The sequence below is a fragment of the Frateuria sp. GZRR35 genome (assembly GCF_051900415.1).
GTDB lineage: Bacteria > Pseudomonadota > Gammaproteobacteria > Xanthomonadales > Rhodanobacteraceae > Frateuria_A.
In genome coordinates, this window is the sequence record NZ_JBHZGL010000010.1 from 87665 (window position 1) to 111893 (window position 24229).

General features: G+C 69.2%; 21 protein-coding genes and 1 other RNA gene. 18 read left to right on the forward strand and 4 right to left on the reverse strand.

Translation table 11 applies throughout. From position 1 onward, the window contains the following. Positions 1 to 14: 14 nt before the first annotated feature. The 3 genes from ACFWZ3_RS12555 to ACFWZ3_RS12565 form a co-directional block, all read right to left on the reverse strand. Complete coding sequence (locus ACFWZ3_RS12555) at positions 15 to 1385, reverse strand: FAD-binding oxidoreductase (protein ID WP_439708058.1); 1371 nt, start codon at positions 1383 to 1385, stop codon at positions 15 to 17. A gap of 149 nt (positions 1386 to 1534) precedes the next feature. Then, a complete protein-coding gene (locus ACFWZ3_RS12560) occupies positions 1535 to 1891 on the reverse strand; it encodes a YraN family protein (protein ID WP_439708059.1) in 357 nt (118 codons plus the stop codon). Continuing rightward, positions 1891 to 3849, reverse strand: coding sequence for a penicillin-binding protein activator (locus tag ACFWZ3_RS12565; RefSeq protein ID WP_439708060.1), 1959 nt, complete (start codon positions 3847 to 3849; stop codon positions 1891 to 1893). Before ACFWZ3_RS12565 ends, ACFWZ3_RS12560 begins: the two co-directional genes overlap by 1 nt. A gap of 87 nt (positions 3850 to 3936) precedes the next feature. On the opposite strand from ACFWZ3_RS12565, the gene rsmI reads away from it, so the two are divergent. The 17 genes from rsmI (at position 3937) to lpxC (ending at position 22474) form a co-directional block, all read left to right on the forward strand. Continuing rightward, positions 3937 to 4764 (forward strand): 16S rRNA (cytidine(1402)-2'-O)-methyltransferase, encoded by an 828-nt coding sequence (gene rsmI / locus ACFWZ3_RS12570; protein ID WP_439708061.1) that lies wholly within the window; start codon positions 3937 to 3939, stop codon positions 4762 to 4764. Positions 4765 to 4877: 113 nt separating this feature from the next. Then, positions 4878 to 5255, forward strand: an RNA gene (gene rnpB, locus ACFWZ3_RS12575) — RNase P RNA component class A. Between the two features lie 418 nt (positions 5256 to 5673). Next, positions 5674 to 6120 (forward strand): division/cell wall cluster transcriptional repressor MraZ, encoded by a 447-nt coding sequence (mraZ, locus tag ACFWZ3_RS12580; protein WP_342451877.1) that lies wholly within the window; start codon positions 5674 to 5676, stop codon positions 6118 to 6120. A gap of 46 nt (positions 6121 to 6166) precedes the next feature. Next, positions 6167 to 7087 (forward strand): 16S rRNA (cytosine(1402)-N(4))-methyltransferase RsmH, encoded by a 921-nt coding sequence (rsmH, locus tag ACFWZ3_RS12585; protein WP_439708062.1) that lies wholly within the window; start codon positions 6167 to 6169, stop codon positions 7085 to 7087. After that, entirely contained in the window at positions 7084 to 7356 is a 273-nt protein-coding gene (gene ftsL / locus ACFWZ3_RS12590) for a cell division protein FtsL (protein WP_439708063.1), read from the forward strand. The genes rsmH and ftsL overlap by 4 nt, the downstream gene beginning before the upstream one ends. After that, positions 7353 to 9161: a peptidoglycan D,D-transpeptidase FtsI family protein gene (locus ACFWZ3_RS12595; protein WP_439708064.1), complete on the forward strand. Its 1809-nt coding sequence runs from the start codon at positions 7353 to 7355 to the stop codon at positions 9159 to 9161. Before ftsL ends, ACFWZ3_RS12595 begins: the two co-directional genes overlap by 4 nt. Next, complete coding sequence (locus ACFWZ3_RS12600; RefSeq protein WP_439708065.1) at positions 9158 to 10636, forward strand: UDP-N-acetylmuramoyl-L-alanyl-D-glutamate--2,6-diaminopimelate ligase; 1479 nt, start codon at positions 9158 to 9160, stop codon at positions 10634 to 10636. The genes ACFWZ3_RS12595 and ACFWZ3_RS12600 overlap by 4 nt, the downstream gene beginning before the upstream one ends. Further along, the gene (locus ACFWZ3_RS12605) at positions 10633 to 12003 is read left to right on the forward strand and encodes a UDP-N-acetylmuramoyl-tripeptide--D-alanyl-D-alanine ligase (RefSeq protein WP_439708066.1); all 1371 of its coding nucleotides are present in this window, start codon (positions 10633 to 10635) and stop codon (positions 12001 to 12003) included. The genes ACFWZ3_RS12600 and ACFWZ3_RS12605 overlap by 4 nt, the downstream gene beginning before the upstream one ends. Further along, on the forward strand, positions 11993 to 13075 hold the full coding sequence (gene mraY / locus ACFWZ3_RS12610) for a phospho-N-acetylmuramoyl-pentapeptide-transferase (protein ID WP_439699883.1): 1083 nt from the start codon (positions 11993 to 11995) through the stop codon (positions 13073 to 13075). The genes ACFWZ3_RS12605 and mraY overlap by 11 nt, the downstream gene beginning before the upstream one ends. 3 nt (positions 13076 to 13078) lie before the next feature. Next, positions 13079 to 14323, forward strand: coding sequence for a putative lipid II flippase FtsW (gene ftsW, locus ACFWZ3_RS12615; protein ID WP_439708067.1), 1245 nt, complete (start codon positions 13079 to 13081; stop codon positions 14321 to 14323). A 23-nt stretch (positions 14324 to 14346) separates the two neighbouring features. Continuing rightward, the gene (murG, locus tag ACFWZ3_RS12620; protein WP_439708113.1) at positions 14347 to 15444 is read left to right on the forward strand and encodes an undecaprenyldiphospho-muramoylpentapeptide beta-N-acetylglucosaminyltransferase; all 1098 of its coding nucleotides are present in this window, start codon (positions 14347 to 14349) and stop codon (positions 15442 to 15444) included. Next, positions 15441 to 16880: a UDP-N-acetylmuramate--L-alanine ligase gene (murC, locus tag ACFWZ3_RS12625; protein ID WP_439708068.1), complete on the forward strand. Its 1440-nt coding sequence runs from the start codon at positions 15441 to 15443 to the stop codon at positions 16878 to 16880. Before murG ends, murC begins: the two co-directional genes overlap by 4 nt. Then, positions 16877 to 17848 carry a D-alanine--D-alanine ligase gene (locus ACFWZ3_RS12630; protein ID WP_439708069.1) on the forward strand — a complete coding sequence of 324 codons (972 nt, stop codon included), beginning with the start codon at positions 16877 to 16879 and terminating at the stop codon, positions 17846 to 17848. Before murC ends, ACFWZ3_RS12630 begins: the two co-directional genes overlap by 4 nt. Further along, positions 17845 to 18576 (forward strand): cell division protein FtsQ/DivIB, encoded by a 732-nt coding sequence (locus ACFWZ3_RS12635; RefSeq protein WP_439708070.1) that lies wholly within the window; start codon positions 17845 to 17847, stop codon positions 18574 to 18576. Before ACFWZ3_RS12630 ends, ACFWZ3_RS12635 begins: the two co-directional genes overlap by 4 nt. A 10-nt stretch (positions 18577 to 18586) precedes the next feature. Next, entirely contained in the window at positions 18587 to 19819 is a 1233-nt protein-coding gene (gene ftsA / locus ACFWZ3_RS12640; RefSeq protein WP_439708071.1) for a cell division protein FtsA, read from the forward strand. A 148-nt stretch (positions 19820 to 19967) separates the two neighbouring features. Continuing rightward, on the forward strand, positions 19968 to 21149 hold the full coding sequence (gene ftsZ, locus ACFWZ3_RS12645; protein ID WP_439708072.1) for a cell division protein FtsZ: 1182 nt from the start codon (positions 19968 to 19970) through the stop codon (positions 21147 to 21149). A gap of 410 nt (positions 21150 to 21559) precedes the next feature. After that, complete coding sequence (gene lpxC, locus ACFWZ3_RS12650; RefSeq protein ID WP_439708073.1) at positions 21560 to 22474, forward strand: UDP-3-O-acyl-N-acetylglucosamine deacetylase; 915 nt, start codon at positions 21560 to 21562, stop codon at positions 22472 to 22474. 237 nt (positions 22475 to 22711) lie between these two features. Here the strand turns inward: lpxC and ACFWZ3_RS12655 are convergent, their stop codons facing one another. Then, positions 22712 to 23191, reverse strand: a complete 480-nt coding sequence (locus ACFWZ3_RS12655; RefSeq protein ID WP_439708074.1) for a DciA family protein — start codon at positions 23189 to 23191, stop codon at positions 22712 to 22714. A gap of 30 nt (positions 23192 to 23221) precedes the next feature. Between ACFWZ3_RS12655 and ACFWZ3_RS12660 the strand changes: the two genes are divergently transcribed. Then, positions 23222 to 24151 carry a peptidoglycan DD-metalloendopeptidase family protein gene (locus tag ACFWZ3_RS12660; RefSeq protein ID WP_439708075.1) on the forward strand — a complete coding sequence of 310 codons (930 nt, stop codon included), beginning with the start codon at positions 23222 to 23224 and terminating at the stop codon, positions 24149 to 24151. Positions 24152 to 24229: the final 78 nt, after the last annotated feature.

The following is a 24229-nucleotide window of genomic DNA, read 5'->3' on the forward strand; positions in this document are numbered from 1 at the left end:
ACGGGTTGCGGGGATCAGGCGGGCAGGAGTTTTCCCGGATTGAGGATGCCGTCGGGATCGAACACGCGCTTGACCTCGCCCATCAGGTGGAGCGTCGTCGGCTGCAATGCAAGTGGCATGTACTCGCGCTTGATCCGGCCGATGCCGTGTTCGCCGGACAGCGTCCCTTCGAGCTCGATCACCAGCGCGAAGATGTCGGCCAGGCAGGCGTGCGCGCGCTCGCGCTCGGCGGCATCGCGCGGCAGCAGGTTGACGTGGAGGTTGCCGTTGCCGGCGTGGCCGAAACTGACGACGAGCACGTCGTGCCTGGCTGCCAGCCGCTGGATGCCCTGGACCAACTCGGGCAGGCGGTTGACCGGAACGACCACGTCCTCGTTGATCTTGTCCGGCGCGATCGTGCGCTGGGCGGGCGAGAGCGCCTTGCGCGCGGCCCAGAGCTTTTGGGCTTCCTCGATGGTGGCGGCCGTGTGGAGGGACTCCATGCCCTCGCCGCGCGCGGCAGCAGAAACCGCAACCACGGCGGCCTCGAGCGTGCCCGGTTCGCCATCGACCTCGATCATCAGCAGCGCGCCGGCCAGCGGCACCTCGTCACCGGCATGCGCGTGGGCGAGCTTCAACGCCGTCTCGTCGATGAACTCGAGCGCGCAGGGCGTCATGGGCTGGCCCATGATGCGCGCCACCGCCTGCGCGGCGCTGCCGACGTCGCGGTAGGTCGCGCGCAACGTACGGAGGGTGGAGGGGCGGGGCGTGAGCCTGAGCGTCGCTTCGGTGACCAGCGCCAGCGTGCCTTCCGAGCCGATCAACAACCGGGTCAGGTCATAGCCAGTGGCGCCCTTGCTGGTGTAGGTGCCGCAGCGGAAGCCTTCGCCCGTGCCGGCGACCGCGCGCAGGCCCAGCGTGTTCTCGCGTGGCGTGCCGTACTTGACCGCGCGCGGGCCGGCGGCGTTGCAGGCGAGGTTGCCGCCGATGCTGCACCAGGGCGAGGAGCTCGGGTCCGGCGGCCAGAACAGGCCGTGCGGCGCCAGCGCGCGCTGCAGGTCGGCGTTGATCACGCCCGGCTCGACCACCGCCAGCCGGTTGGCCGGGTCGATGCGCAGGATGCGGTTCATGCGCTCGAAGCTGGCGACCACGCCGCCTTCCACCGGCACCGTGGCGCCGGTGGTGTTGCTGCCGCGCCCGCGCGCGGTGAGCGGGACGCGGTGGTCGCGGCAGGCGCGTACCAGCGCCTCGACCTGCGCGTGTTCAGTGGGAAACACCACCGCGTCGGGTGGGGCGTTGAGGCGCGAGTTGTCGTACGCGTAGGCCAGGCGATCGGCCGGTCCGGTGCGCAGGGCGTCACCGAAGATCGAGTGCAGCGTGCGAAGCAGCGTGTCGGGTAACGGCATGGGCTTGGTACCAATGAAGGAGGCGCAAGGAAGGACCCACATCTATCAAAGCAGCGGAACGATACGCAGGCGACGAGCGGCGTTTCGCGCGAGCTCTGGCGCCTCACCCCGGTGCCCGTCCCGTCAGGCAGATGCCGTCAAGCTCGCTGTCACTCCGCCTCGAAGGCGCCCTTGAGCCACTGCATCGTCGCGTCCCCGACGGGGCCGTCGTAACTGACCACGTCGAAGCGACACGGCCGGTTGGCATGCTGCGCATGTGCCGCCAGCCAGAGCTGCGCGGTGCGGATCAGCTTTTCCTGCTTCGACCGCGTGACCGAGGCTGCGGCGTCGCCATGGCCGGCGCGCACGCGATAGCGCACTTCCACGAAGACCACGGTGTCACCGTCGCGCATCACCAGGTCGAGCTCGCCGTGGCGCGTGTTGTAGTTGCGCGCCAGCGGCTTCAGGCCCGCGCGCTCCAGTTCGCGGCAGGCGCGTTGTTCGAAAGCGTCGCCCGCGGCGCGCATCAGTGGCCGGCGGGCGGAAGCGTGGTCGAGGCGGCCGGCGGTACCCCGGTCGACGTGGCGGGAATCGGCGTGCTGGTGCCTTCGTTGATGGGCGGGGCGGCAGAGGGCACGTCGTCCAGTTGCAGGCTGCCGGTCAGCGGACGGGCGAGGCCGTCCTGGAAGCGCGCCCAGATCAGCACGCGGCGGATGCGACCGAACTGGTCGGCGGCGAGCTGGCCGCTCGCGCCTGGCAGGTAACTGCCCGGATGGTCGCGCAGCCAGTCGAGGTAGGGCACCAGGTTCCACGCGTCCATGCCGAAGGCGAACAGCCGCGCCGAGGTGCCGCGTGCGGCGGGCAACCTGGAGGCGATCGCGTCGTGGCTGGGCAGGCCGGGCTGGGCGTCGAACAGCCAGGGCGCGTCGGAGAACTCCACGCCATCCAGATCGCGGTTGGCGGCCGCGTCGTCCACCCCCGCATAGATATGCGAGGTGGCGAACACGGGCAGCCCGATGTGGGCGACGTGCAACTGCGGCAGCAGCAGGCGCGCCTGCTCCGGCCGCATGCTGATGAAGATGCCGGTGTCGCCGGTGGGTACCGGTGCGGGCAGGGCCTCCGCGCTGCCGGCGACGGCGGGCGCCGAGGCGGCCTCGGCCGGTTCGGTCCCGGCCAGCGGCGTGGCGGTCGTGGGCATGTTCAGGCCGGCGATCGCGTTGGCGTAGTTGACCTTGCCCGGTGGCAGCGTGGCCATGCCGGCGACATGGCCGCCGCGGGCTTCGAATTCCGCCTTGAAGGCGCCGGCGGCGCGCTGGGCGAAGTCGTCGTCGGACACGACCACGTAAGCGCCGTGGACGCCACGCTCGACCATGTGGTCGGCCGCCTGCGCACCCTCGGTTTCGGGCAGCAGGCCGAACTCGGTGGCGCCCGCGGCGGGCAGGCTCTTGTCGTCCGGATGGTTGAGCGCGAGCAAGGGCACCGGCAGCTGCGCCTGGCCGAAGACCGCGGCGACCTCGGTGCGGGTGAGCGGGCCGACGATCAGCTGGGCGCCGTCGCTGGCAGCCTGCTGATAGGCCTTGATCGCACTGTCGGCCGTGCCGCCGCTGTCGTACACGCGCACGTTGGCGCGCGGCGCGCGGGTGCGCGCGGCATCGGCGTAGCCGGCGAAAAAGCCCTGCCGGATCGCGCCGCTGGCGCCGGCGAAGTTGCCACCGAGCGGCAGCAGCAACGCGACGTTGGCGGGCATGCGATAGCCCTCGCGCACGTTGGCGTCGGCGCCCGGCAGCATGGTGCCGACCGGCTGGTCGAGGTCCGGCTGCGGCTGCGCCACCGGTACGCCGAGCTGGGTCAGCGCCTCGTTGATCCACGGCAGCATGCGGTCGCCTGCCTGCATGGCGGCGCCACGGCGCTTGAGCGGTTCGACCCCCAGGCGGCCGAGCAGGTCGAGGATCTGCTTGCGGTTCTGCGTGTGGTCGAGACCTTCGAGCTGCGGATCCATCTGTACGCGCGTACGTGCGGCGCCCCACAGGTCGCCGCTGGCCTCCATGGCGCGCGCACGCAGTTCCAGCAGGCGCAGTTCGAGCGTCGGCGGTACCGGCGCGGGCTGGGTAGTCAGCTGCAGTGCGGTGTGGGCGTCGTGGTGGGCGAGCGCCAGTTCCGCGCGGAGCAGGTCGTAGCGCGCCGCGTCCTCGCCCTGCAGGCGCGGGCGGCGTACCTGGTCGAGCAGCGGCGCGGCTTGTTCCAGCGCGCCTTCCTCGCGGTACACCTCGGCAGCCAGGATGTTGTAGTGGTCGGTGTCGCCGGTCTGCCGGCCCAGGTCGAGGTAGGCCTGGATGGCCTGGTCGAACTGTCCCTGGCTGGCCAACTGTTCGGCGTGCTGAGCGGCAGCCAGTTCCTGCGGGGAGCGGGTCACCTTTGTCGGCACGCAAGCGCTCAAGACGAAGGCGATCAGCAGGCCAAGGCCGGCGGCGCGGAGCAGTCGCATGGAGTGTCCCTTGGTCGTGGTCGACATGGTGAGCGATCATAGCCGATCGTGCCGCGCGCCCTTTGCGCACTGCCTTTCGGAGTCTCCATGCCTACTGTCCAGCCCGGCAGCCTGTCGGTGGTCGCAACGCCGATCGGCAACCGCGATGACATCTCGCTGCGCGCGATCGCCACGCTGCGCAGCGCCGACGTGATCGCCGCGGAGGACACGCGCCACAGTCGCCCGTTGCTGGTTCATCACAACGTCGACGTGCCGCTGGTCGCGCTGCACGAACACAACGAGCGCGACGTGGTGGACGCACTGGTGCGGCGGATGCTGGACGGGCAATCGGTGGCGCTGATCTCCGATGCCGGGACACCGCTGGTCAGCGACCCCGGTTTCCGGCTGGTACGCGCAGCGCGCGCGGCGGGTATCCGCTGCGTGCCGGTCCCCGGCGCCTGCGCGGCAATCGCGGCGTTGTCGGTGGCCGGGCTGCCGAGCGATCGCTTCGTGTTCGAAGGATTCCTGCCGCCAAAGGCGGCCGCGCGGCGCAGCCGCTTGCAGGCGTTGGCGGGCGAGCCGCGCACGCTCATCTTCTACGAATCCTCCCATCGGGTGGCCGAGAGCCTGGAGGACATGCGCGAGGTGTTCGGCGGCGCGCGCGAGGCGGTGCTGGCGCGCGAGCTGACCAAGTTGTTCGAAACGGTGATCGGCGAGCCGCTGGACGCACTGGCCCCGCGCGTGGCGGGTGATCCGGACCAGCAGCGCGGCGAGTGCGTGATCCTGGTCGCCGGTCGCGGCGAGGAGGCGGACGCGCGGCTGGCCGAAGGGCAGCGGGTGTTCGCGCTGCTGCGCGAGGAACTGCCGCCGGCCAAGGCGGCCAAGCTGGCCGCGGCCATCACCGGCGCGCCGCGAAAGGCGCTCTATCAAATGTAGGAGCGCACCTGTGCGCGACCGCCATGTCTCATCGGAGATGGCGGTCGCGCACAGGTGCGCTCCTGCAGGGGGCGTTTATCCCAAACCGCTCCCGGGCCATTACAATGGTCCGCGGAGTCGGCCGGACAGTCGCGTCGCACGCAAGTGCGTCGAGGAAAGTCCGGGCTCCACAGGGCAGGGTGCCAGGTAACGCCTGGGCAGCGCGAGCTGACGGCCAGTGCAACAGAGAGCAGACCGCCGATGGCCCTCCCACCTTCGGGTGGCGGGGGATCAGGTAAGGGTGAAAGGGTGCGGTAAGAGCGCACCGCGTGCGGGGTCAACGTCGCACGGCACGGTAAACCCCACCCGGAGCAAGACCGAATAGGGGAACGATAACGCGGCCCGCGTTGTTCCCGGGTAGGTCGCTGGAGCCAGGCGGCGACGCCTGGCCGAGAGGAATGACTGTCGCGCCGCAAGGCGTACAGAACCCGGCTTACAGGCCGGCTCCGCCTCTTGCGGCGGCGCGCTCCGGCGCGCTGCCAGGGAAGGGCCAGGGTGGCGCGGAAGTTGGCGCCACCCTGGCCCTTTTTCGTGCCCGTGGGAGCGCCTTGGGCGCGACCGCAGAGTGCAGAGCGGCAGGCGTGGTGATGGCGGTCGCGCCCAAGGGCGCTCCTACAGAGGCTGGGCCTGAACGGCAGTTCATCTCTGGCCTGCCATGGTGGCAAAACGCCCGTGACCTGCCTCACAACCGATTTGGAAAAATCCCCAGCTTTCAACCACCTTGCCGACCTTTCTCCGAAACGGCTGGAAATACGTCCACACTTCCGCCTTTCTCTTTGATTCGCAAGCAAAATTCCCTTGACGTCTCAAAAGGCGAGACGTATCGTGGGACCCTGTGTGAAATCGTGGGAATCAGTGGAGTCCACGCAGGTGTTCCAGGGCGAGACCGCCATCACCGTTGACGACAAGGGCCGACTGGCCATCCCGACTGCGTATCGGGAACTGGTCGCGGGCGAGTGCGCCAATCGTCTGGTGGTCACCTACAGCCCGTTCGAAATGGGCTGCCTGTGGATCTACCCCTACGCCGAGTGGGAAACGGTGCGCGACCAGGTCAACGCGTTGCCGATGGTCAAGGCGTCCCACCGCAACCTGCAGATGAAGCTGGTGGGTGCGGCGAGCGTGGTCGAGCCGGATGGCGCCTCGCGCATCCTGCTGCCGGCGAGCCAGCGCGGCGCCGCCGGCATCGAGAAGAAGGCGGTGCTGCTGGGCATGGGCAACAAGTTCGAGCTTTGGAGCGAACAGGCCCATCTGGCCAAGATCCGCCAGACGCTCGGCGAAGACGACATCACTGACGACATGGCGGACCTGCGCCTTTAAGGCGCGGTGTTTCGGGCGAACTTTGGACGGGACGGGAGGGTGCGGCGTGGCCGAGTTGCGGCACATCCCGGTGATGCTGGTTGAAGCGGTGGAGGGCCTTGCCGTGCAGGCAGGCGGGCGTTATCTGGATGGCACCTTCGGGCGCGGCGGTCACGCACGCGCGGTGCTGTCGCGCCTGGGGCCCGACGGCCGGCTGCTGCTGATGGACCGCGATCCCACCGCGATCGCCACCGCCCGCGAGGCCTTCGCCGGCGATCCGCGCGTATCGATCCGCCACGGCAATTTCGCCGACTTGGCCGAATGGGACGAAACCGCCGCCGGCCTGGACGGCGTGCTGCTCGACCTGGGCGTGTCCTCGCCGCAGCTGGACGAGGCCGCGCGCGGATTCAGCTTCATGGCCGATGCGCCGCTGGACATGCGCATGGACACCACCCAGGGCGAGAGCGCGGCGGAGTTCCTCGCCCGCGCCGACGAGCATGAGATCGCCGACGTGCTGTGGACCTTCGGCGAGGAGCGCTTCAGTCGCAAGATCGCCCGCGCCATCGTGGCGCGCCGTGCCGAGGCGCCGATCGCGCGCACCGGCGAGCTGGCCGCGCTGATCGAGCGCACCATCGGCCGCCGCGAGCCGGGCAAGCACCCGGCCACGCGCAGCTTCCAGGCCCTGCGCATCCGCGTGAACGGCGAGCTCGATGCCGTGCAGCGTGGCCTTGATGCGGCACTGGAGCGGCTCAAGGTCGGTGGGCGGCTTTCGGTGATCAGCTTCCACTCGCTGGAGGATCGCGCGGTCAAGCAGTTCATCCGCGACCATTCCGGCCGCGTGCAGGGCAGCCGGCGCGGTCCGCCGGTGGCGGCGAAGCCCGCGCGGCTGGCCGCGGTCGGCAAGGCGCGCTTTCCGTCCGATGAGGAGCTGGCGGTCAACCCGCGCGCCCGCTCGGCGGTGCTGCGCGTGGCGGAGAAACTGGCATGAAGGCGATCGGCGGCGCGGCGATCGTGATCCTCCTGCTGGCCGTGCTGGTCAGCGCGATCGGCGTGGTGTGGACGCGCCACGAGAGCCGCGTGCTGTTCGTCGAGCTGACCCGGCTGCAAAACCAGCGCGACGAACTCAACATCGAATACGGCCGGCTCGAGCTGGAGCAGGCGACCTGGGCGGAGCCTCGGCGCATCGACCAGGAGGCCCGCAGCAAGCTCGGCATGGTCACGCCCAAGCCGCAGGACATCCAGCTGGTGCGCCGATGAGCCTGCGCCGGCCGATCCCCCAGCCTGCCGCCGGCCGCCGCCGTGGCGCCGGCCCGAGCCCACGCCGGCGCATGTTGCTGGTCGTGGGCGTGCTGTCGCTGGCCTCGATGGGGCTGGTCGCGCGCGCGTTCGACCTGCAGGTGCTGCGCAAGCAGTTCTACCAGGACCAGGGCGACGCGCGCTTCCTGCGCGAGGTGAAGATCCCGGTCTCGCGCGGCACCATCTTCGACCGCAACGGCGAGCCGTTGGCGGTCTCCACGCCGGTGATGTCGGTCTGGGCGAATCCGCCGCAGGTACTGGAGAACGCCGACCGTATTCCCGACCTTGCTGCGGCGCTCGGCGTGGACGCCGGCGAGCTGAAGGAACACCTGGCGCAGCGCGCCGACCGCGAATTCGTCTACCTGCGCCGGCAGATGCCGCCGGAGGTCGCCCAGGCCGTGCTCGACCTGGACATTCCGGGCATCAATGCGCAGCGCGAGTACCGCCGTTATTACCCGTCGGGCGAAGTGACCGCGCACGTGCTCGGCTTCACGAATATCGACGATCACGGCCAGGAAGGTCTCGAGCTGGCGTTCGACGACTGGCTGTCCGGCCAGCCCGGCGCCAAGCGGGTGATCCGCGACCGCATGGGGCACGTGGTCGAGGACGTCGAGCAGGTGCGCGAGCCCAAGCCGGGCAAGAGCCTCACGCTGAGCATCGACCGTCGCATCCAGTTCCTCGCCTACAACGAACTGAAGAACGCGCTGACCGAGTTCGACGCGTCCTCGGGTTCGATGGTGATCCTGGACGTGCCGACCGGCGAAGTGCTGGCGATGGTCAACCTGCCGACCTACAACCCCAACTCGCTTTCCGGCAGCAAGTTCTCCGACCGGCGCAACCGTGCCGTCACGGACCTGGTCGAGCCGGGCTCGACGATCAAGCCGATCCTGATGGCCGCGGCGCTGTCCAGCGGCAAGTACACGCCGACCAGCCCGCTGATCGACACCACTGGCGGCCACTGGTATTTCCAGGGCCACGACATCCACGACACCCACAACTATGGCCTGCTCACGCCCACCGGCGTGATCACCAAGTCGAGCAACGTCGGCGCCGCGCACATCGCCATGACGCTCGACACGGCGCTGATGTACAACACCTACCGCGCGTTCGGCTTCGGCAACAGCACCAACAGCGGCTTCCCGGGCGAGTCCTCCGGCCTGCTGCGGATCGGCCGCGACTGGCGTCCGCTCGAACAGGCCATCATGGGCTACGGCTACGGCCTGAACGTGACACCGCTGCAGTTGGCCAATGCCTACGCCACACTGGGCGACCACGGCGTCATGCACTCGCCGAGCTTCATCAAGGGCGCCGACAACGAGGCCAAGGCGATCGTCTCGCGGCAGGTTGCCAACGAGATCGTCCAGATGATGGAAACGGTGACCGCCCCCGGCGGCACCGCGACCACGGCACGCATCGCCAACTACATCGTGGCGGGCAAGACCGGCACGGCGCACAAGGCCAACGCCGGCGGCTACTCGCGCGACAACTACACGGCCGCCTTCGCCGGCCTGGTGCCGGCAAGCAATCCGCGGCTGGTCGGGGTGGTGGTCATCGACGATCCGCAGAAGCGCAGCTACTACGGCGGCACGGTTTCGGCGCCGGTGTTCGCGCGCGTGATGGAAGGTGCGCTGCGCCTGCTCGACGTACCGCCGGACAACATCGGCCGCTGGTACGCCGGCGGCCCCTTGATGAGCCCGACCGGGCTGGCCGGCAGCAAGCCGCCGACCGATCCTCCGATCGACGACGTGCCACTGGAGGAGCCGTGAGCAAGCGACTCCTCGCCCCCTTGCTGAATGGTTTCGCCGACGCGGGAGCGCTCGGCGATCTTCGTATTTGCGGCCTGAGCCTGGACTCGCGCCAGGTACGCCCCGGCGAAGCCTTCGTCGCGCTGCACGGCACGCGCGCGCACGGCATCGCCTTCGCCGCCGAGGCGGTGGCACGCGGCGCTGCGCTGGTGCTTGCCGAGGCGCCGGCGGTGGCGGGCTTCACGCCAGGCGTGCCGGTGCTGTGGATCGACGACCTGCATGCGCGCCTGGGCGAGATCGCCGCGCGCTTCCACGACCACCCCTCACGTGCGCTGCGCGTGGTCGGCGTCACCGGCACCAACGGCAAGACCTCGACCGTGCAGCTGATCACCCAGGCGCTTTCGCGGCTGGGCCACACGGCGGCGAGCATCGGCACGCTCGGCGCCGGACTGTATGGCGCGCTGGACGACGGTGAGCGCACCACGCCCGATGCGATCAGCGTGCAGCGCCTGCTGGCGCAATTCCGCGACCAGGGTGCGACGCACGTGGCGATGGAAGTGTCCTCGCACGCGCTGCAGCAGGGGCGCGTGGGCGCGGTGGATTTCGAGGTCGCGGCCTTCACCAATCTGACCCGCGACCACCTCGATTACCACGGCACCATGGAGGCCTACGGTGCGGCCAAGGCCAAGCTGTTCGCCTGGCCCGGGCTGAAGGCGGCGGCGATCAACGTGGACGATGCGTTCGGGCGCACGCTGGCCGACCGGATCCCGTCCAGCGTGCGGGCGCTGCGCACCAGCGTCGCGGGTCCCGCCGACGTGAGCGCGAAGGCGGTCCTCACTTCGGCCGAAGGCCTGGCCTTCGAACTCGCGACGCCGTGGGGCACGCATGCGATCCGCAGTGGGCTCCTCGGCCGCTTCAACGTCGCCAACCTGCTTGCCGTAGTGGCCTGCCTGGGTGCGCTGGGCGAGCCGTTCGCTCGCATCGTCGAGGCAGTGGAATCGCTCGCGCCGGTCAACGGCCGCATGAGCCGCCTCGGCGGCGACGGCCGCCATCCGCTGGTGGTGGTCGACTACGCGCACACCCCCGATGCGCTGGAGCAGGCGCTCGCCGCGCTGCGCGCGCATTGCGCGGGCCGGCTGATCTGCGTGTTCGGCTGCGGCGGCGAGCGTGATGCGGGCAAGCGGCCGCAGATGGGCGCGATCGCCGAGCGCCTCGCCGACGTCGCGATCGTCACCGACGACAACCCCCGTGGCGAGGACGGCGGCGCCATCGTCGCGCAGATCCGCGCAGGCATGCGGCATTCGGCGGCGATCGAGCGCGACCGCGCCGCTGCCATCGGCATGGCCATCGCCCAGGCCGGCGCCGACGACGTCGTGCTGATTGCCGGCAAAGGCCACGAAACCTACCAGGAGGGCGCTGCCGGCAAGCGCCCCTTCGATGACCTCGCGGTCGCCCGCGCGGCCCTTGCACAACCTGCCAGGGAGAACCACGCATGATGCGCCTCTCCGAAATCGCGGTGTGGACCCATGGCCGCCTGCTCGGCCCGGACCTGCAGGTGGACGGGGTGGCGATCGACACCCGCCGGCTGCAGGCTGGTGAACTGTTCGTCGCCATCAGGGGCGAACGCGTCGACGGACACGACTTCGTGCGCGAGGCCGCCCTGCGCGGTGCCTCGGCGGCGCTGGTCACGCGCCGCGTCGACGTCGATCTGCCGCAGGTGCTGGTCAACGACACCCAGGCCGCACTCGGCGACCTGGCGAGCGCCGTGCGCGCGCAGCGCGACGTGCGCGTGGTCGGCATCACCGGTTCCAACGGCAAGACCACGGTCAAGACGCTGACCGCCTCGATCCTCTCGCGCCACGGTCGCACCCACGTCAACGCAGGCAACTACAACAATGAACTGGGGCTGCCGCTGACCCTGCTGGCGATGCCGGCCGACAGCGAGTACGCGGTGCTGGAGATGGGCGCCGGCAAGCCGGGCGACATCGCCTATCTGGCCGCCATCGCGCGGCCCGATATCGGCCTCGTCAACACCATCGCGCCGGCGCACCTTGAGCGCATGGGCAGTCTCGAAGGCGTCGCCGAAACCAAGGGCGCGCTGTACCAGGCGTTGCCGGCCGATGGCGTGGCGATCATCAATGCCGACGACGCCTTTGCCGGTTTCTTCGAGGGCCTGGCCGGATCGCGTGCGACGCTGCATTTCGGGCTGGACGGGCACGTCGATGTGGGCGCGACCATCCTGGAACAGCGCGTGGACGGCTCGCGCTTCTTGCTGCGCACGCCCGAAGGCGAGGCCGAGGTGGCGCTGCCGCTGGCCGGTCGGCACAACATCGCCAACGCACTGGCTGCGGCGTCGATCGCGCTGGCGCTGGACGTGCCGCTGGCGACCATCGTCGCCGGCCTGCTGCACGTGCCGGGCGTGGCCGGGCGCTTGCGCAGTGAAACCATGCCGGGCGGCTGGACGCTGATCGACGACAGTTACAACGCCAATCCGGGCTCGGTCGGCGCGGCAATCGACACGCTGGCGCTGGCCACCGGCGAGCGCTGGCTGGTGCTCGGCGACATGGCCGAGCTCGGGCCTGAGGCGCGCGCGCTGCACGAAGGCATCGGCGCCCGCGCGAAAGCCGCCGGCATCGACCGGCTGTTCGCGGTCGGCAACTTGAGCCCCGGCGCGGCCAAGGCCTTCGGCAGCGGCAGCGAGCACCACGCCGACAAGGCGGCGCTGGCCGCCTCGCTCGCGCGCCAGTTGCACGCGGGCGTGACCTGCCTGGTCAAGGGCTCGCGCTCGGCCGGCATGGAACAGGTCGTGACCCTACTCAAAGATCAAACCCACGCCTCCGGAGGCCCCGTCGATGCTGCTTGAGCTGGCCGACTGGATGGCACGGCATTTCACCGCCCTGCATCTGTTCCAGTACATCACCTTCCGCACGATCATGGCTGCGCTCACCGCGCTGGCGATGTCGCTGCTGTTCGGTCCGGGCCTGATCATGCGGCTGGCGGCGCTCAAGGCCGGGCAGGTGGTGCGCAGCGACGGTCCGCAGACGCACCTGGTCAAGGCCGGCACGCCGACGATGGGCGGCGTGATGATCCTGCTGGCGATCGCCATCGCCACACTGCTTTGGGCCGATCTGCACAACCGCTACGTGTGGATCGTGCTGGCCGTACTGATCGCCTTCGGCGTGATCGGCTTCTACGACGACTACAAGAAGCTGGTACTCAAGGACAGCCGCGGCCTGGCCTCGCGCTGGAAGTATTTCTGGCAGTCGGTATTCGGGCTGGCGGCGGCGGTGTTCCTTTACAAGACCGCCCAACTGCCGGCCGAAACCGCGCTGTACGTGCCGCTGTTCAAGCAGGTGGCGCTGCCGCTCGGCGTGCTGTTCGTGGTGGTCGCCTACTTCATGGTGGTCGGCTTCTCCAACGCGGTGAACCTCACCGACGGCCTCGACGGCCTGGCGATCATGCCCTCGGTGCTGGTGTCCGGCGCGCTGGGCGTGTTCGCCTACCTCGCCGGCAACAAGGTGTTTTCCGAGTACTTGGGTATTCCGTCGATTCCGGGCGCGGGCGAACTCTCGATCTTCTGCGGTGCGCTGGCCGGCGCCGGCTTGGGGTTCCTGTGGTTCAACACGTATCCGGCGCAGGTGTTCATGGGTGACGTCGGCGCGCTCGCCATCGGTGCCGCGCTGGCCTGCGTGGCAGTGATCGTGCGCCAGGAAATCGTGCTGATCGTGATGGGCGGCGTGTTCGTGCTGGAGACCGTCTCGGTGATGCTGCAGGTGGCCAGCTTCAAGCTCACCGGCAAGCGCATCTTCCGCATGGCGCCGATCCATCACCACTTCGAGCTCAAGGGCTGGCCCGAACCGCGGGTGATCGTGCGCTTCTGGATCATCAGCGTCGTGCTGGTGCTGATCGGCCTTGCCACGTTGAAGGTGCGCTGACTTATGTTCGGCTTCGGCTCCAGCCAGGCGATCAAGCGGAACGGGCCGCGCGGCAGCTTCGACCTGCCGCTGCTGGTCGCGCTCGTCGCGCTGGCCAGCATGGGCGTAGTGATGGTGACCTCCAGCTCCATCGCGGTGGCCGACAGCCAGCACATCGGCGCGTTCTACTACCTCAAGAAGCACCTGTTCTATCTGGCGCTGGGGCTGGTGCTGGCCGGTGTCGCGATGCGCACCGAGCTCAAGCAGGTAGAGAAGTACGCCTTCCCGCTGCTGCTGGCCGGCGGTGTCATGCTGCTGGCGGTGTTCGTGCCGCACTTAGGGATGCGCATCAACGGCGCGCGGCGCTGGCTCAACTTCGTCGTGATCAGCTTCCAGCCGGTCGAGGCGGTGAAGCTGATCCTGGTGGTCTACGTGGCGAGCTTCCTGGTGCGCCACCGCGAGAGCGTGGAAACCAAGTTCTGGGGCCTGCTGCGGCCGATCATCGTGGCGGGCGTGATCGTGCTGCTGCTGCTTGCGCAGCCGGACTTCGGCTCGGCCACGCTGGTGATCGCGGTCACCATCGGCATGGTCTGGCTGGGCGGCGCGCGGCCGCTTTACCTGTTCCTGATGGGGCTGCCGTTGATGCCGGCACTCGTCGTCGCGGCGACCAGCGAGAGCTACCGCATGAAGCGGCTGACCTCGTTCATGGACCCGTGGAAGGACCCGTTCAACGACGGCTTCCAACTGACCCAGTCGCTGATGGCGATCGGTCGCGGCGAATGGACCGGCGTGGGTCTGGGTTCGAGCGTGCTCAAGCTTTCCTATCTGCCCGAGGCGCACACCGATTTCATCCTGGCGGTGATCGGCGAGGAACTGGGCCTGGCCGGCATCGCGCTGGTGATCGGGCTGTTCGCTACCGTGGTCGGGCGCGGCCTGTACCTGGGACTGAAGGGCGTGGAAGTGGGCCAGCGCTTCGCCGGCTACGTGGCCTTCGGCATCTCGTTGATGCTGGGGTTGCAGGCGATGGTGTCGATCGGCGTGAACCTTGGCGCGCTGCCCACTAAGGGCCTGACCCTGCCGCTGATCAGCTCGGGTGGCTCCTCGGTGCTGATGACCTGCGCCATGGCGGGCGTGCTGCTGCGCGCCACCTTCGAGATCAACCGCGCGCTGGACGCGCGCCAGATGGCCACGCGCATGCCCGCGATGGCGGTGGCGGACGCGAACGCGGCGGTGGCTTCGCCACGCGAGCGCGAGGCGGTGGCGGCATGACGACCAGGATTCCCGAGTCGGCGATGGACAACCGGACCCGCGCACGCCCGGGCGACTCCCGTCCCGTCCTCATCATGGCCGGCGGTACCGGTGGCCACATCTTCCCGGGTCTGGCCGTGGCCGACGTGCTGCGCGCGCAGGGCATCCCGGTGGCCTGGCTGGGCGCGGCCGGCGGGATGGAGACGCGCGTGGTGCCGGCGCACGGCATCGAGCTGCACACCGTCGCGGTCGGCGGCCTGCGCGGCAAGGGCCTCAGGACGCGCCTGCTGGCCCCGCTGATGCTGGCGCGCGCGCTGCTCGCATCGCTCAGCGTGCTGCGCCGGGTGCGTCCGCGCAGCGTGCTGTCGATGGGTGGTTACGTGGCCGGACCCGGCGGCGTGGCCGCGCGGCTGACCGGTACGCCGTTGCTGGTGCACGAGCAGAACCGCGTGGCCGGCTACACCAACCGCAAGCTGGCCGGTTTCGCCAGGCGGGTGCTCGCGGGCTTCGCCGATGCGCTGCCGAACGGCGAGTGGGTCGGCAATCCGGTGCGCGCCAGCATCGCCGCGCTGCGGCCGCCGGCCGAGCGTTTCGCCGCCCGCAGCGGCCGACCACAGCTGCTGGTGCTGGGCGGCAGCCTCGGTGCGCGCGCGCTCAACCTGGCGTTGCCGCAGGCGCTGGCGCAGATTCCCGCCGACCAGCGCCCACTCGTGCGCCACCAGTGCGGCAGCCGTGGACTGGACGAGGCCCGTGCGGCCTACGCAAAGGCCGGCGTCGATGCCGATGTGGTGCCCTTCATCGAGGACATGGCCGCCGCCTACGAGTGGGCCGACCTCGCCGTGTGCCGTGCCGGCGCGCTGACCATCGCCGAGCTCACCGCCGCGGGCCTGGGCGCCGTGCTGGTGCCTTTCCCGCACGCGGTCGACGACCACCAGACCGGCAACGCGCAGGCGCTGGTGGAAGCGGGCGCCGCCGAACTTATCCAGGAACGTGATTTGGACGTACAACAACTGGCGCAACGTCTCGCCACGCTGCTCGCCGACCGCCGCCAGCTGACCGCGATGGCCGAAGCCGCGCGCACGCAGGCCAAGCCAGACGCGGCTGCGACGATCGCCGCCGCCTGCCTGGAGGTGGCTGCATGACGCCGCGCCGCCTGCTCGCACACGAAGACCTGATGACCACGTTCCGCCGCGTGCATTTCATCGGCATCGGTGGCGTGGGCATGAGTGGTATCGCCGAGGTGCTGCACAACCTGGGCTACGCCGTCTCCGGCTCGGACAAGGCCAATTCGCCGACCGCGCAGCGGCTGGCTGCGCTCGGCATCGTCGTGCAGGTCGGCCACGAGGCCGCGCATGTCGCGGACGCCGACGTGGTGGTGACCTCCAGCGCGATCCGCCAGGACAACCCGGAACTGGTCGCCGCCCGTGCCGCGCGCATCCCGGTGATCCCGCGCGCGGAGATGCTGGGCGAGCTGATGCGCTTCCGCCGTGGCGTCGCGATCGCCGGCACCCACGGCAAGACCACCACCACCAGCCTGGTCGCCAGCGTGCTGGCCGAGGCCAACTACGACCCGACGTTCGTGATCGGCGGCCAACTCAACGCCGCCGGCGCCAACGCGCGCCTCGGCACCGGCCAGTATCTGGTGGCCGAAGCGGACGAGTCCGATGGCTCGTTCCTGCTGCTCTCGCCGGTGATCGCCGCGGTTACCAACATCGACGCCGACCACCTGGAGAACTACGGCGGCGACTTCGCCCAGGTGAAGAAGGCCTTCGCCGACTTCCTGCACCGCCTGCCGTTCTACGGCCTGGCGGTGCTGTGCGTGGACGACGAGGAAGTGGCAAAGCTGGCCAAGGACACCACGCGCCGCGTGATGACCTACGGCATCAGCGCCACCGACGCCGACGTGCGTGCCACCAGCGTGCGCCAGAGCGGTTTCCAGATGCTGTTCGACCTGCAGCTGCCCGGCCGCGCCGAGCCGCTGCCAGTCACGCTCAACCTGCCGGGCCGGCACAACGTGCTCAACGCGCTGGCCGCCGCCACGATCGGCTGGCAGCTCGGCGTCGAGGCCGAGGCCATCGCCCGCGCGCTGGAGAACTTCCAGGGTGTCGGCCGGCGTTTCCATCGCCGCGGCGAACTGAAGCTGGAACAGGGCAGCGTGCTGTTGGTCGACGACTACGGCCACCATCCGCGGGAGCTGGCGGCCGTATTTGCCGCGGCCCGTGGCGGCTGGCCGGACCGGCGCCTGGTGGTCGGCTTCCAGCCGCACCGCTACAGCCGCACGCGCGACCTGCTGGACGACTTCGCCAACGTGCTGGCCGAGGCCGACGTGCTGGTGCTGACCGAGGTCTACCCGGCCGGCGAGGCACCTATCGCCGGGGCCGACGGCCGCGCGCTGGCCCGCGCCGTGCGCGCGCGCGGCAAGGTCGACCCGGTGCTGATCGAGCACCCGCGCGACTTCAAGGACACCCTGCCGACGCTGCTGCGCGACGGCGACCTGCTGCTGCTGCTCGGCGCCGGCGACATTGGCGCGGCGGCAGTGGAGCTCGCGCAGGCCGGCCAACTGAGGACTGCCAAGTGAACACCCAATCGCAGATCACCTCCGCCAGGATCACCGACCCCGCCCAGTTCGGCCGCGTGGCCGTGGTGATGGGCGGCAGCTCCGCCGAGCGCGAGGTGTCGCTCGACTCCGGTCGCAACGTGCTCGCCGCGCTCAATAGCCGCGGCGTCGATGCGCATGCGATCGACGGCATCCCCGCGCTGCTGGACGCGCTGCGCGCTGGCCACTTCGCGCGCGTGTTCAACATCCTGCATGGCCAGCACGGTGGCGGCGAGGACGGCGTGCTGCAGGGTGCGCTGGAATCGCTCCATGTGCCCTACACCGGCTCGGGCGTGCTCGGCTCGGCGCTGTCGATGGACAAGGTGCGTTCCAAGCGCGTGTGGCAGTCACTCGGCCTGCCGACGCCCGTCTTCGTCGCGCTGCCGCGCGGCGCCGACGCACAGGCAGTGCACGCGGCGGCAAAGCAGGTCGGCTTCCCGCTGATCGTCAAGCCGGCTTGCGAAGGGTCCAGCGTGGGCGTGACGCGCGTGTTCGAGCAAAGCCAGCTGGACAGCGCGGTCGAGCTGGCCGCGCGCTACCCCGGCGACCTGCTGATGGAAACCCTGATCGAGGGCGACGAGATGACCGTCGGCATCCTCGGCCGCCAGGTGCTGCCTTCGATCCACATCGTGCCCAAGGGTGCCTTCTACGACTACAACGCCAAGTACGTCGCCGAGGACACCCAGTACCTCTGCCCGGGCCTTGAAGGCGCGGGCGAGGACGCGTTGCGCGCGCTGGCGCTTGAGGCCTTCGACGCGCTCGGCTGCCACGGCTGGGGCCGCGTGGACGTGATGCGCGATCGGCAGGGCCGCAACTTCCTGCTCGAAGTGAACACTGCGCCGGGCATGACCTCGCACTCGCTCGTGCCCAAGGCGGCCAGGGTCGCCGGCATCGACTACGAGGACGTGTGCTGGCGCGTGCTGGAAACCAGTTTCCGGGAGGGCCTGTGAGGGGAGTGATCCGCCTCGTCGCCTGGTGCCTGGCCATCGCGCTGGTCGCGTTGCCGGTCGTCGGCGTGCTGCGCGGCTGGTTCGCCGCCGACCGCTGGCCGGTGACGCAGCTGACTGTGCAGGCCGAGTTCAAGCACGTCGGCGCCGAGCAGATCCGCGCCGCCGTGCTGCCGCGCCTGGGCCACGGCTTCTTTGCGCTGGACCTGGACTCGGTGCAGCAGGCGGTCGCGGCGTTGCCGTGGGTCGAGTCGGTCGAGGCACGCAAGCGCTGGCCGGACACGCTGATCCTGCGCATCTACGAGCGCCAGCCGTTCGCGCGCTGGAACGAGACCCGGTTGATCAGCCGCCAGGGCGTGCTGTTCGATGGCGGCAAGATCACGTCGGCGACCCCGCTCCCCGACCTGCGCGGACCGGACGCGCAGATGCCCGAAGTGGTGGCGTTCTACGCGGACGCGCTCAAGGCGGTGGCTCGCACGCCCCTGAAAGTGTCAGGCGTGGCGCTGTCCGAGCGCGGCAGCTGGAGCCTGACCACCGACGCGGGCGCGCAGATCGTGCTGGGCGACCGCGCCCAGGCCGGCAAGCGCCTGCGCCGTTTCCTCGACGTCTACCCGCAAGTGATGGCCGGCCACCCGGCCGCCTTCGCCTACGCCGACCTTCGCTACACCAACGGATTCGCCGTGCGCTGGCCCGACGCCGACGCACCTGCCGCGGGGGCGCCCCGCACATGAGCCTGACCCTATGAAGACGCGCAACGACAAGCAGCTGGTCGTCGGCCTGGACATCGGCACCAACAAGGTGACCGCGATCGTGGGCGAGTACGAGCCGGGCGAGCCGATCGAGGTGATCGGCATCGGCTCTCACGTCTCGCGTGGCATGAAGCGCGGCTCGGTGGTCGACATCGAATCGACGGTGCATTCGATCCAGCGCGCGGTGGAAGAGGCCGAGTTGATGGCCGGTTGCGACATCCGCTCGGTGTTCGCCTCGATCTCGGGCAGCCACCTGGAGACCAAGAACTCGCACGGCACCGCGGCGATCCGCGACCGCGAGGTCACCCCGGGCGACCTGGAGCAGGTGCTGGAAGCCGCCAGCGCAGTGGCGATCCCGGCCGACCGCAAGGTTCTTTATAAGGAGTCGCAGGAGTACCGCATCGACGGCCAGGACGGCATCCGCTCGCCGGTCGGCATGAGCGGCGTGCGCCTGGAGGCTTCGGTACACCTGGTCACCGGCGCGGCTGCGGCGGTGCAGAACATCACCAAGTGCATCCAGCGCTGCGGGCTGGCGGTAGACGAACTGGTGCCCTCGGCGGTGGCCAGCGCCAAGGCCGTGCTGACCGACGACGAACGCGAACTGGGCGTCTGCCTGGTCGACATCGGCGCCGGCACGACCGATATCGCCATCTATACGCAGGGCTCGATCCGCTACACAAAGTCGCTGCCGGTCGGTGGCGACCAGGTCACCAACGACATTGCCTACGGCGTGCACACGCCGACCGCGCATGCCGAGGAGATCAAGATCAAGTACGCCTGCGCGCTGGCGCAACTGGCGCACGCCGAGGAAACCATCCAGGTGCCCAGCGTGGGCGACCGCCCGCCGCGGCGGCTGGCCCGCCAGTCGCTAGCGCAGAGCGTGCAGGCGCGCTACGAGGAAATCTTCGAGATGGTGCAGGACGAGCTGCGCCGCTCCGGTTACGACAGCCTGGTCGCCGCCGGTGTGGTGCTGACCGGCGGCGCCTCTCGTATGGAAGGCGCGCTGGAACTGGCCGAGGAGATCTTCCACAAGATGGTGCGCGTCGGCGTGCCGCAGCACGTCACCGGCCTGGGCGACGTGATCGCCAATCCGCTGCATTCGACCGGCGTGGGCCTGCTCCTGCACGGCGCGCGCGCCGGCGGCGTGCGCGTGAGCCACCCGGTCGGCGGCAGCGTCGGCGGGCTGGTGGACAAGGTGCGTGGTTGGATCACCAAGAACTTCTGACGAAGAGAGCGGCGTTCTCTTCGGGAACGGATTTTCGGTTGGCGCGGAGCGCCACCGCGGGCGAAAGGAGGTTTCGCCCACCACCGCAGGCCGGTAGGACGCCGGACCCGCGGTTACAACGACAACGAAGCTCTACGGAGGACGGGAAATGTTTGAACTGATCGAAAAACTGGCACCCAATGCGGTCATCAAGGTCATCGGCGTGGGCGGCGGCGGCGGCAACGCCGTGGCGCACATGCTGAGCGCCAACATCGAGGGCGTCGAGTTCGTCGTCGCCAACACCGACGCGCAGGCGATGAAGAACTGCGGCTCGCGTACCCACCTGCAGCTCGGCGCCAATGTCACCAAGGGCCTGGGCGCCGGCGCCAATCCCGAAGTCGGCCGCCAGGCCGCGCTGGAGGATCGCGAACGCATCGAGGAAATGCTCGAGGGCGCCGACATGGTGTTCATCACCGCCGGCATGGGTGGCGGCACCGGCACCGGCGCGGCGCCGGTCGTGGCCCAGCTTGCCAAGGAAAAGGGCATCCTCACTGTGGCGGTGGTCACCAAGCCGTTCCCGTTCGAAGGCCGTCGCCGCATGCAGGTGGCGATGAAGGGCATCGAGGACCTCTCCCAGCACGTCGACTCGCTGATCACCGTGCCGAACGAGAAGCTGCTCTCCGTGCTCGGCCGCGAGGTCACGCTTCTCAATGCGTTCAAGGCCGCCAACGACGTGTTGCAGGGTGCGGTGCAGGGCATCGCCGACCTGATCACCGCCCCGGGCCTGATCAACGTCGACTTTGCCGACGTGCGCACCGTCATGTCCGAGATGGGGATGGCCATGATGGGCTCGGGCACCGCCCGCGGCGACGACCGTGCGCAGGCTGCGGCCGAGGCGGCAATCAACAACCCGCTGCTGGAGGACGTCAACCTCAATGGCGCCTGCGGCATCCTGGTCAACGTCACGGCCGGTCCGAACCTGACCATGCGCGAGTTCGACGAGATCGGCCGGGTCATCCACGACTTCGCCAGCGAAGACGCGACCGTGGTGATCGGCACCTCGCTCGACCCGGAGATGCAGGACGACGTGCGCGTGACCGTGGTCGCCACGGGTCTCAACCGTGCGGCCGCCACTCGCCAGGCCCCCCGTGCCGTGGCCACCCAGCAGGTGGAGATGCGCCAGCGTCCCCGTCCGGTGGTGCTGCGGACCGGTACGGGCAACGAGGTGGTGGACTACGCCGCGCCGGAAACGGTCGCTTCGCACACTCGCGCCGAGCCGCCGGCCAAGGGTGCCGACCCCAGCCTGGACTACCTGGATATCCCGGCGTTCTTGCGCCGCCAGGCCGACTGAACGGCACTCACCGGAGGCCCTTGCGAAAATTGAACAAAACACCAGATCGGCAGGTCAGTGCATGACGTGGCCCGGCAGGCGTCTAGCGCCTGTGTGGTTTTCGTGACTGTCGCTCGGGTGATTTTGAGGTGAAGGCAGCGCGCCGAGGACCGGCGCGCGCACCGGCTGGCAGGGAGCCGCCGGCCTGTCCGCCCCCTTGCGCCGGATACCCGTCCTCCCGGCGCAGGGGGACGTGTCGCGGTAACTGGTTGAGGCGACGGGGAATTGCCGGACTTCGTGACCGGCGTCACGTATGAAGGAAAGCTAAAGAGGCGACCAGACTGTACGGTACGGTTTGCTATTGCCACAGGTTAAGACTGTGTTAGCATCCGACCCCTGATTGGCTGCTGCCCACACTGGTACCTATAAAAATGATCAAGCAGCGTACGCTCAAGAACATCATCCGTGCGACCGGCGTCGGCCTGCACACCGGCGACAAGGTCTACATGACCTTGCGCCCCGCCGCGCCGAACACGGGCATCGTGTTCCGCCGTACGGATCTCAATCCGCCGGTCGACATCCATGCGCGCCCCGATTGCGTGGGTGATACCCGCCTGTCGACCACCCTGGTCAAGGGCGACGTGCGCGTCTCCACCGTCGAGCACCTGCTCTCGGCGATGGCCGGCCTGGGCATCGACAACGCGATCGTGGAGCTGTCCGCGCCGGAAGTGCCGATCATGGACGGCAGCGCCGGTCCCTTCGTGTTCCTGCTGCAGTCGGCCGGTATCGAAGAACAGAACGTTGCCAAGCGCTTCATCCGCATCAAGAAGCCGATCAAGGTGCAGGAAGGCGACAAGTGGGCCAGCTTCGAGCCGTTCGAGGGCTTCAAGGTCGGCTTCTCGATCGAGTTCAACCACCCGATCATCTCCAAGCGCACCTCGCGCGCCGAGATCGATTTCTCGACGACCTCCTTCGTCAAGGAAGTCAGCCGCGCCCGTACGTTCGGCTTCATGCGCGACATCGAAATGCTGCGCGAGCACAACCTGGCGCTGGGTGGCTCGATGGACAACGCCGTGGTGCTGGATGACTACCGCGTACTCAACGAGGACGGCCTCCGCTACGAGGACGAGTTCGTCAAGCACAAGATCCTGGACGCCATCGGCGACCTGTATCTGCTCGGCCACAGCCTGATCGGTGCTTATCACGCCCACAAGTCGGGCCATGAGCTCAACAACAAGCTGCTGCGCACCCTGATCGCCGATCCCACCGCGTGGGAAGAGGTGGTCTACAAGGATGATCCGGCCGTCTCGCCGATCTCCTACGCACACCCGGCCCAAGCGATCTGACCAGGCCCATCTGACCGGCCCGCCGCCTGCCCCGAAGGCCGTCTCCACAAGAGGCGGCCTTCGTCGTTTCTGTGACGCAGGCCATCGGCAATACACGCCGCGATTCACGCTACGGCGACATGCCGGGGTGTACCTGCCCTCCCACCGTGCTATAAAACCTCTGCCGCCCTCCGGGGTGGCAAGGGGGAAATCGGTGCCCGCCGGGCACCTCGCAAAGGCACGGCGCCCCGCGCCACGTTAGTCCTTGGCGACCGGGAATTCAGCAGTTTCGGCGATGGACGCCAGCTCGAGGAACAGACCCTTCAGTTCAGGGTCTGTGATTGACGCTGCGGCAGCTTTGAGATGAACGGCTGCGGCAGGCGAAAGCGGTTTTGACCGATCCGGTTCCGTTGCGGCCGGGCGGGGGGGAGCCACTTTCACGGTGACCGAACTGGCGCTCGTGCCGATGGCACGGGCGGTGGCGAGTATCTGCGCTTGCATCAGGCGCAGGCGCGCTGCCCAGGCCGGTGAGGACGCCAGGAAGACGAGGCGGCCGTTGCGCAGGTGGGCGAATCGCACCTGCTCGCGCAAGGGCGTCGGCAACGTCTGGCGCAGGGCACGATCCAACGCATCCAGCTCACCGGCCTTCTTGGCCAGCGAGGCGAACGAACCGCATTCGGCCAGCGGCTTGGGGCCGCGGTCGGGACGGCGGGAAGTGGGGGAATCGGCGCGCTGCATGGTGCCGTCATCTGAAGTGAAAAAAAAGCAATGCAGATCATACTCGTATCCCGCTCCAGGAAAGTGCCGAAGACCTTCGATCTCGCCCAGCGGCGGTTGCGCTGGCGGCTTGCGGGCCTGGCGATGGCGGCGGTGGTCGGGTGTGGCGTGCTGGGCGCCGCGGTAGCGTTGACCGTGTCCAGCCCACGCGATCGCGCACTCGCCGAGATCCAGCAGCTCAAGCAGCAGATCCGCGATCAGGACACGCAGCTGGCGGGCGTGCGCAAGGACTCCCAGCGCGAGCTCGACGCCCTTGCGATCAAGCTGGGCCAGCTCGAGGCGCAGTCCACCCGCCTTAACGCACTGGGTGAGCGCCTGACCGAGGTCGGCAAGCTCGACCCGAACGAATTCAACTTTGACCAGCCGCCGGCGATGGGCGGCCTGGAAGACACTGCCGGCAGCGCCTACGCCCTGCCGCCGACGCTCGACAAGGGCATCGACCAGCTTGCCGGGCAGTTCGACGTCCAGCAGGCGCAGCTGTCCGCGCTGCAGAGCCTGCTGCTGGATGCCAAGATCGACTCCAATCTCAAGCCCACCGGCATGCCGGCTTCGGGCTATATCTCCTCCTATTTCGGCGTGCGCCCGGACCCGTTCGATGGCCACAGTGCGCGCCATACCGGCCTGGACATTGCCGTGCCGTTCGGCGCGCCGGTCCACGCCGTCGCCGAAGGCATGGTGACCTTCACCGGTGTGCGCAGCGGCTACGGCAACGTGGTCGAGATCGACCATGGCAACGGCTACATGACCCGCTACGCCCATAACAGCAAGTTGCTGGTGCATCCGGGCCAGCGCGTGCATGTGGGCGACGTGGTCTCGCGCGCCGGTTCCACCGGCCGCTCGACCGGTCCGCACGTGCATTTCGAGGTTTGGTACAAGGGCCGCGTGGTCAATCCGCTGGCCTACGTGAAGAGCCACCGCTAAGTCATCCCGTAGAAGCCCGCTTGCGGGCGATGCCCCTGGCTTCGGAAGGGGAGGCATCGCCCGCAAGCGGGCTTCCTG

Coding starts and splice junctions, on each gene's coding strand:
- ACFWZ3_RS12555 (WP_439708058.1), bottom strand. CDS start 1,385: ATGCCGTTACCCGACACGCTGCTTCGCACGCTGCACTCGATCTTCGGT.
- ACFWZ3_RS12560 (WP_439708059.1), bottom strand. CDS start 1,891: ATGCGCGCCGCGGGCGACGCTTTCGAACAACGCGCCTGCCGCGAACTG.
- ACFWZ3_RS12565 (WP_439708060.1), bottom strand. CDS start 3,849: ATGCGACTGCTCCGCGCCGCCGGCCTTGGCCTGCTGATCGCCTTCGTC.
- rsmI (WP_439708061.1), top strand. CDS start 3,937: ATGCCTACTGTCCAGCCCGGCAGCCTGTCGGTGGTCGCAACGCCGATC.
- ftsL (WP_439708063.1), top strand. CDS start 7,084: ATGAAGGCGATCGGCGGCGCGGCGATCGTGATCCTCCTGCTGGCCGTG.
- ACFWZ3_RS12595 (WP_439708064.1), top strand. CDS start 7,353: ATGAGCCTGCGCCGGCCGATCCCCCAGCCTGCCGCCGGCCGCCGCCGT.
- ACFWZ3_RS12605 (WP_439708066.1), top strand. CDS start 10,633: ATGATGCGCCTCTCCGAAATCGCGGTGTGGACCCATGGCCGCCTGCTC.
- mraY (WP_439699883.1), top strand. CDS start 11,993: ATGCTGCTTGAGCTGGCCGACTGGATGGCACGGCATTTCACCGCCCTG.
- ftsW (WP_439708067.1), top strand. CDS start 13,079: ATGTTCGGCTTCGGCTCCAGCCAGGCGATCAAGCGGAACGGGCCGCGC.
- murG (WP_439708113.1), top strand. CDS start 14,347: ATGGACAACCGGACCCGCGCACGCCCGGGCGACTCCCGTCCCGTCCTC.
- murC (WP_439708068.1), top strand. CDS start 15,441: ATGACGCCGCGCCGCCTGCTCGCACACGAAGACCTGATGACCACGTTC.
- ftsA (WP_439708071.1), top strand. CDS start 18,587: ATGAAGACGCGCAACGACAAGCAGCTGGTCGTCGGCCTGGACATCGGC.
- ftsZ (WP_439708072.1), top strand. CDS start 19,968: ATGTTTGAACTGATCGAAAAACTGGCACCCAATGCGGTCATCAAGGTC.
- lpxC (WP_439708073.1), top strand. CDS start 21,560: ATGATCAAGCAGCGTACGCTCAAGAACATCATCCGTGCGACCGGCGTC.
- ACFWZ3_RS12655 (WP_439708074.1), bottom strand. CDS start 23,191: ATGCAGCGCGCCGATTCCCCCACTTCCCGCCGTCCCGACCGCGGCCCC.
- ACFWZ3_RS12660 (WP_439708075.1), top strand. CDS start 23,222: ATGCAGATCATACTCGTATCCCGCTCCAGGAAAGTGCCGAAGACCTTC.